Here is a 6,257-nt window from a genome sequence, read left to right as displayed (position 1 = left end):
CCGGGTCCACGTTCAGGTACGGGTCGAGCTTCTGCATGACCACGCGAAGTCCGCGGGCGGTGAGGAGGTTGCCCAGGCTGGCCGCCGTGAGACCCTTCCCCAACGACGAAACGACACCGCCTGTCACGAAGATGTGTCGAGTGGTGTCGTTCTTGGGCCCCGCAACAGAAGAGTTCATCACGGGCTTTTATCCTATCAGTTCGTTCCCGAGCCGAGGCTCAGGAGTTCACGGGCGTGGCTGAGCGCGGCAGCCGAATCGGCGAGCCCGGAGAGCAGTCGCGCCATCTCGGCCTCGCGCTGCTCGCCCGAGAGTCGCGTGACGCTGGAGGCGGTGACGGAGCCGTCGTTCGACTTCACGACGGACAGGTGGTTGGTCGCGAATGCGGCGACCTGGGCGAGATGGGTGACCGCGATCACCTGCGAGGTGCGGGCGAGCTGCGCGAGCCTGCGGCCGACCTCGATGGCGGCTGCACCGCCGATGCCGGCGTCGACCTCGTCGAACACGAACGTCGGGACCGGGTCGGTGCCGGCGATGACGACCTCGATGGCCAGCATGACGCGGGACAGCTCGCCGCCCGAGGCGCCGCGCGACACGGAGCGCGGCTCGGCGCCGGGGTGCGGGGCGAGCAGGATCGCGACGTCGTCGCGTCCGTGCGCGGATTCGGTGCCGGGCGAGACCCGCGCTTCGAGCCGGGCATCCGGCATCGCCAGGGCGTGCAGCTCCTCGGTGACAGCGTCCGACAGGCGCACGGCGGCGTCGGTGCGGGCTGCGGTGAGCGCGTCTGCGGCGGCGTCGAGCGCGCTGCGCGCCTCGGATGCCTGGGCGGTGAGCCGCTCGATGCGGTCGCCGTCGTCGTCGAGCTCGGCCAGGCGCAGCGAACCCGTCCGCCACACCTCGAGCGCCTGCTCCAGGGAGCCGTGCTGTCTGATCAGCCCGCCGATCGCCGCACGGCGCTCCTCGACGGCCGCCAGCTCGTGCGGGCCCGACTCGTCGAGGTCGGCGAGGTAGGTGGACAGCTGCCCCGCGAGGTCGGCGGCCCGATAGCCCAGATCGGCGAGGGTCTCGGCGATCTCGGTGAGCTGCGGGTCGGCGGCCCGCTCCAGGGCGCGTCGCGCCTCGGCGACGAGTCCGGCCACGTCGGGCTCGTCGTCCTCGCTGGAGAGCGCGGTGCGTGCCTGGGACGCGGACAGCCGCAGCTCCTCCGCGTTCGCGAGGCGCTCGGCGCGCTCGTTCAGGGAGACGTCCTCCCCCGACTCGGGCTCGAGCTGCTCGATCTCGGCGAGCTGCTCGCGCAGCTGCGCGGCCTCGGCTGCGCGACGGTCGCGGTTCTCGGTGAGCTCGGCGATCTCGGCATCCAGCGCCCGCCATGCCTGGAACCGCTCGGTGTACTCGGCCAGCGCGGTCGCGATCCGCTCGCCGCCGAAGCGGTCGAGGGCGTCGCGCTGAGCGGATGCCGACCGCAGGCGCAGCTGATCGGACTGGCCGTGCACGACCACCAGCTCATCCGCGAGGGCGGAGAGCACGGAGGCCGGGGCCGCGCGGCCGCCCACGCTCGCGCGGCTGCGCCCCTCGGCGCTCAACGTGCGCGAGACGTACAGTTCGGAGGCGTCGCCGGCGGGTTCGAGCTCGCCGCCGGCATCCGTGACGATGTCGGCGACCGGCCCGTGCGGCGGCACGAGCCACACACCCGCGACGGATGCCTGGGAGGCTCCGGCGCGCACGGCGGACGAATCCGCCCTGGCACCGAGCAGCAGGCCGAGTCCGGTGACGACCATGGTCTTGCCCGCACCGGTCTCGCCGGTGACGGCGGTGAACCCAGGGCCCAGCGGCAGCACGGCGTCATCGATGACGCCCAGGCCGCGGATGCGCATCTCATCGATCACGAGGCACCTCGCCATCCTGCGACGGGCAGCTGGAACTTGCGGACCAGGCGGTTCGTGAACGCTGTCGGATGCAGTCGCGCGAGCCGCACCGGCCGTGACGACCGGCGCACGATGACGCGCGCTCCGGGCGGAAGGTCGTGCGAGCGTCTGCCGTCGCACCACAGGATGCCGGTGCCGCTGGTGCGCTCGAGCATCTCGATCGCGACGGATGCCTCGGGTCCGACCACGAGCGGCTTCGCGAACAGCGCGTGCGCCGACAGCGGCACGACGGCGATGGCCTCCACGGTCGGCCAGATCACGGGTCCGCCGGCGGAGAAGTTGTATGCGGTGGAGCCTGTCGGCGTGGAGACGACCATCCCGTCGCATCCGAAGCTCGACAGCGGCAGCCCGTCGATCTCGATGACGACCTCGATCATCCGCTCCCGGCTGGCCTTCTCGACGGTGGCCTCGTTCAGGGCCCACGTCTCGTAGACGACCGTGCCCTCGACGTCCTTCACCCGCACCGAGAGCGCCATGCGCTCCTCGACCTCGTAGTCGCGCGCGATGACGCGGTGCACGGCGGCGTCCATGTCGTCACGGTCGATCTCGGCCAGGAAGCCGACGTGCCCCATGTTGATGCCGAGCACGGGCGCTCCGGAGTCGCGGACCAGTTCGGCCGCGCGCAGGATCGTACCATCGCCCCCGAGGACGATCGCCAATTCGAGATCCTCTGCCACCACGTCCTCGCCGAGCTGCGCGATCTCGGCGAACCGGGCGTCGACGTCGGAGAGCTCCTCACGATCGGGGGCGGCGAGCACGGGGACCGCGCCCGCCTGGTGCAGTGCGTCGATGACGCGCAGAGCCGCATCGACCGTGTCGGGTCGCTTCGCGTGGGCGACGACCAGGATCCGGCGCTCGTTCATCGTCCTCCTGCCACGTGTGCGATCTGCTCCGACCATTCTGACGGATCCGTGCCGCGGCCGGGCGCGAGGTGCACCAGGTATTCGGCGTTGCCGTGCGTGCCGAGGATGGGCGAGGCCAGGATGCCGAGCACGCCCAGCCCGCTGTCGTGTGCGGTCCACAGGGTGCGCTCGACCGCGTCCACCCGCAGGGCGGGGTTGGTGACGAGCCCTCCCTTGATGGCCGTGCGGCCCACCTCGAACTGGGGCTTCACCAGTAGCACGACGTCACCGCCGGGCGCGATCACGCCGGCGACGGCCGGCAGCACGTGCTCCAGGGAGATGAACGAGAGGTCGCCGACCACGAGCTCGGGTCGGGCCGGCTCGCCCGTGGCGTCGGCGAGGCTCTCCGCGGTCATGTGCCGCACGTTGAATCCCTCGACCGACGTGACGCCGGCATCCGCGGCGACGGACGGGGCCAGCTGGCCGTGACCGACGTCGACCGCGAGCACGCGCCGTGCACCGCGCTCGCGGAGCACCTGCGTGAACCCGCCCGTCGAGGCGCCCATGTCGAGGGCGAGCCTGCCGTGGACGTCGATGGCGAAGCCGTCGAGTGCCGCGATGAGCTTGCGGGCGCCGCGGCTGACGTAGTGGTCGGCTCCGTCGACGCGGATCTCGGTGTCGTCGGTGACGGGCGTCGAGGCCTTCACGACGGGGTGACCGGCGACCCGGACGAGGCCGTCGGCGATGAGGGTCGCGGCGTGCGAGCGCGAGCGGGCCAGGCCCCGCGCCGCGAGGGCCGCATCGAGTCTGGTCATCGCGTTCCCGGGGCGGCGTCGCCGCGAGGCGCGCTCTCGAGTCGCTTCATGAGCTCGTCATGCAGGGATCCGTAGGCATCCGCGCGGGAGTCGAGGGGCTGCCCCTCGATCAACCGCAGCCGACTCCACAGGGCGTCGGCCGGCTCGTCGCGCGTGTGCTCCATCTGACCACTGTAACGCGCACCGCCGACGAGCCGAGGGAGACGCTCAGGGCCTGTGGAAAGGAACGGAGACCGTGCGGGGCTCAGGGCTTGTGGAACGGATCCGCGTACAGCCGCTCCGGCACCCGGAACGCATAGATCATCAGGCCCGTCGCCCAGATCGCTGCCGCTCCGGCGCGCAGCAGGTCGATCTGCGACGAGCCCTCGGACACGATCTGCACGTCCGCATCGACCACGCGCACGGCGGCATCGTTCACCGTGAAGACGCCGTTCTTCTCGATCGTCTCCGGATACGGCTCGTGCAGTTCGCGCAGGTCGCTGAGGATGTAGTCGGGGCGCGAGCCCTGCGGGGCGGCGAGAACGTGCTTGGGACGGTCGATGCCTGTCAGGACCAGCGCGGAGTCGATGCCGGCGCGGGCGGCTCCGGCGACGTCGGTGTCGAGCCGGTCGCCGATGAAGAGGGGGCGCTGCGCGCTGAAGCGCTCGACGGCCACCTCGAAGATGGGCTTCTCGGGCTTGCCCGCGACGATCGAGAGCCGGCCGATCGCGGTGTGCACGGCGGAGACGAGCGTGCCGTTGCCCGGGGCCACGCCGCGATCGCGCGGGATCGTCCAGTCGGTGTTGGTCGAGATCCACGGGATCCCGCCCTCCTCCTCGGGCACCTGCAGCGCGAACGCGGCTTCAGCGAGGTCGGTCCAGCCCACTTCGGGGGCGAAGCCCTGCACGACCGCGGCCGGCGAGTCCTCGGCACTGCGGGTGACCGTGTATCCGGCCTTGTGCGCCTCGTCGACCAGGCCGTCTCCCCCGACGATGAGGATCGTCGCGGGTGCAGGCACCATCGTCGCGAGCAGCCGCATGGCCGCCTGCGGGCTCGTCACGACGTCGGCAGGAGCCACCGTGAGGCCCAGCTCGCTCAGGTGCGCGGCGACCGCGGCATCCGTGCGGGATGCGTTGTTCGTGATGTACCCCAGGCGCAGCTGCTCGGCCGCGCGGTTCAGGCTCTCGATCGCGTGCGGGAGGGCACCGGGTCCGGCATAGACCACCCCGTCGAGGTCGGCGAGCAGTGCGTCACGGTCGGTCAGCGGAGTGGGCGCCGGCTTCGCGCGGCGGAACAGCGCCATCAGGCCTCGGACTCCGGGTCACGATCGGTGCCGTCCTCCGGCACGTCCGCAGCTGCGTCGTCGGAGGTCGTCGCGGTCTCGGCCTCCGCAGAGTCGGCGGGCTCGTCCGACTCGGGAGCCTCGACGTCCTCGACGTCACCGGACTCGTCCTCGTCGTCGTAGTCCTCGTCGAAGTCCTCGACCAGACCGTCCTCGACGATCATCTCGTCGAACTGGCCGTCGAGGCCGAGAGCGGATGCTGCGACGTCGGCGCGCTCGGTCCAGAACGCCGCCTCGTCGGTGCGGCCGAGGTCCTCGAGCACCGCCGCGCGCGCCGAGAAGAGCGCGGGGCTCCACTCGAACGCGCGATCGGGGTCGAGCTCCGGGATCTCGAGTTCGCCAAGCGCAAGCTCGGTCTCACCACGGTCGAGCCGGGCACCGGACATGGCGATCGCCAGCGCGACGCGGACCTCGGGCTCGAGCGCCGAGCGATCCACGGCACGGCCCTCCTCGAGGGCGCGGTCCGGCCGACCGACGCCGCGCTCGCTGTCGACGATCAGCGCGATCAGGTCGTCCTTGCCGGAGAGACGCCGGTAGGTGCGAAGCTCCCGAAGGGCGAGGGCGAAGTCGCCGATGCCGTACGCGGTGATCGCGAGGGTGGAGCGCACCACCGGGATGCGGCCGGCGCGACGGGATGCCGCCAAGGCGTGCGCGTGCGCGCGCTCCGGCTCCTCGTCGATCAGCTGCGCGGCCATCGCCAGATGGCGGGCCGTCTGGTCGGCGTTCTCCTTGCTGAGGGTCTTCAGCTCGTTGCGCGCCGAGGGGTGCAGGTCGCGCGCGGTGATCTCCTCAGGGATCGGCGGCTCCTCGATGCGCTCGCGCACCGGCGCGAACTCGTTGACCGGGCGGTCGGCGCCGCCACGCGGACGGTCCCGGTAGGACGGACGCTCGCCGCGATCACGATCGCGGTCCCCGAAGGAGCGGCGCTCGCCCTGCGGGCGGTCGCGGTCAACGAAGGAGCGACGCTCACCCTGCGGACGGTCACCACGGTACGGACGGTCGCCCTGAGGACGCTCGCCATAGGGGCGGCGCTCACCCTGGGGACGGTCACCACGGCTGCGGTCACGATCGCCGAAGGAGCGACGCTCACCCTGGGGACGGTCACCATAGCGACGACGCTCACCCTCGGGACGGTCGCCACGGTACGGGCGGTCGCCCTGGCCGCGGTCACGATCACCGTAAGGACGGCGCTCTCCCTGCGGACCGTCGCCACGGTACGGGCGGTCGCCCTGGCTGCGATCACGATCACCGTAAGGACGGCGCTCTCCCTGCGGACGGTCGCCACGGTACGGGCGGTCGCCGTGGCTGCGGTCGCGATCGCCGAAAGGGCGACGCTCACCCTGCGGACGGTCACCG

Annotated in this window: 6 protein-coding genes and 1 pseudogene; all 7 read right to left on the bottom strand. The window is 72.0% G+C overall.

What is annotated here, in order from left to right:
* Positions 1–127: pseudogene (locus tag BGN97_RS05445) on the bottom strand (hypothetical protein); the annotation flags it as partial.
* 68 nt (positions 128–195) lie between these two features.
* Positions 196–1,884, bottom strand: a complete 1,689-nt coding sequence (gene recN / locus BGN97_RS05440; RefSeq protein ID WP_292698704.1) for a DNA repair protein RecN — start codon at positions 1,882–1,884, stop codon at positions 196–198.
* Positions 1,881–2,786 (bottom strand): NAD kinase, encoded by a 906-nt coding sequence (locus BGN97_RS05435; RefSeq protein WP_292698702.1) that lies wholly within the window; start codon positions 2,784–2,786, stop codon positions 1,881–1,883. The genes recN and BGN97_RS05435 overlap by 4 nt, the downstream gene beginning before the upstream one ends.
* Positions 2,783–3,580 (bottom strand): TlyA family RNA methyltransferase, encoded by a 798-nt coding sequence (locus BGN97_RS05430; RefSeq protein ID WP_292698700.1) that lies wholly within the window; start codon positions 3,578–3,580, stop codon positions 2,783–2,785. The genes BGN97_RS05435 and BGN97_RS05430 overlap by 4 nt, the downstream gene beginning before the upstream one ends.
* Positions 3,577–3,744: a hypothetical protein gene (locus BGN97_RS05425; protein ID WP_292698698.1), complete on the bottom strand. Its 168-nt coding sequence runs from the start codon at positions 3,742–3,744 to the stop codon at positions 3,577–3,579. Before BGN97_RS05425 ends, BGN97_RS05430 begins: the two co-directional genes overlap by 4 nt.
* 80 nt (positions 3,745–3,824) lie before the next feature.
* Positions 3,825–4,862 (bottom strand): HAD-IIA family hydrolase, encoded by a 1,038-nt coding sequence (locus BGN97_RS05420; RefSeq protein WP_292698696.1) that lies wholly within the window; start codon positions 4,860–4,862, stop codon positions 3,825–3,827.
* Positions 4,862–5,725: a hypothetical protein gene (locus tag BGN97_RS05415; RefSeq protein WP_292698694.1), complete on the bottom strand. Its 864-nt coding sequence runs from the start codon at positions 5,723–5,725 to the stop codon at positions 4,862–4,864. Before BGN97_RS05415 ends, BGN97_RS05420 begins: the two co-directional genes overlap by 1 nt.
* Positions 5,726–6,257: the final 532 nt, after the last annotated feature.

The organism is Microbacterium sp. 69-10 (genome assembly GCF_001897945.1).
In the GTDB taxonomy this organism is placed as follows: domain Bacteria; phylum Actinomycetota; class Actinomycetes; order Actinomycetales; family Microbacteriaceae; genus Microbacterium.
Note: the sequence above shows the minus strand (reverse complement) of the source record. Positions and strands in the feature narration are given on the sequence as shown.

Bases quoted from the DNA above. Each gene is read 5' to 3' on its own strand.
- BGN97_RS05420 (WP_292698696.1), bottom strand. From the start codon at position 4,862: ATGGCGCTGTTCCGCCGCGCGAAGCCGGCGCCCACTCCGCTGACCGAC.
- BGN97_RS05430 (WP_292698700.1), bottom strand. From the start codon at position 3,580: ATGACCAGACTCGATGCGGCCCTCGCGGCGCGGGGCCTGGCCCGCTCG.
- BGN97_RS05425 (WP_292698698.1), bottom strand. From the start codon at position 3,744: ATGGAGCACACGCGCGACGAGCCGGCCGACGCCCTGTGGAGTCGGCTG.
- BGN97_RS05435 (WP_292698702.1), bottom strand. From the start codon at position 2,786: ATGAACGAGCGCCGGATCCTGGTCGTCGCCCACGCGAAGCGACCCGAC.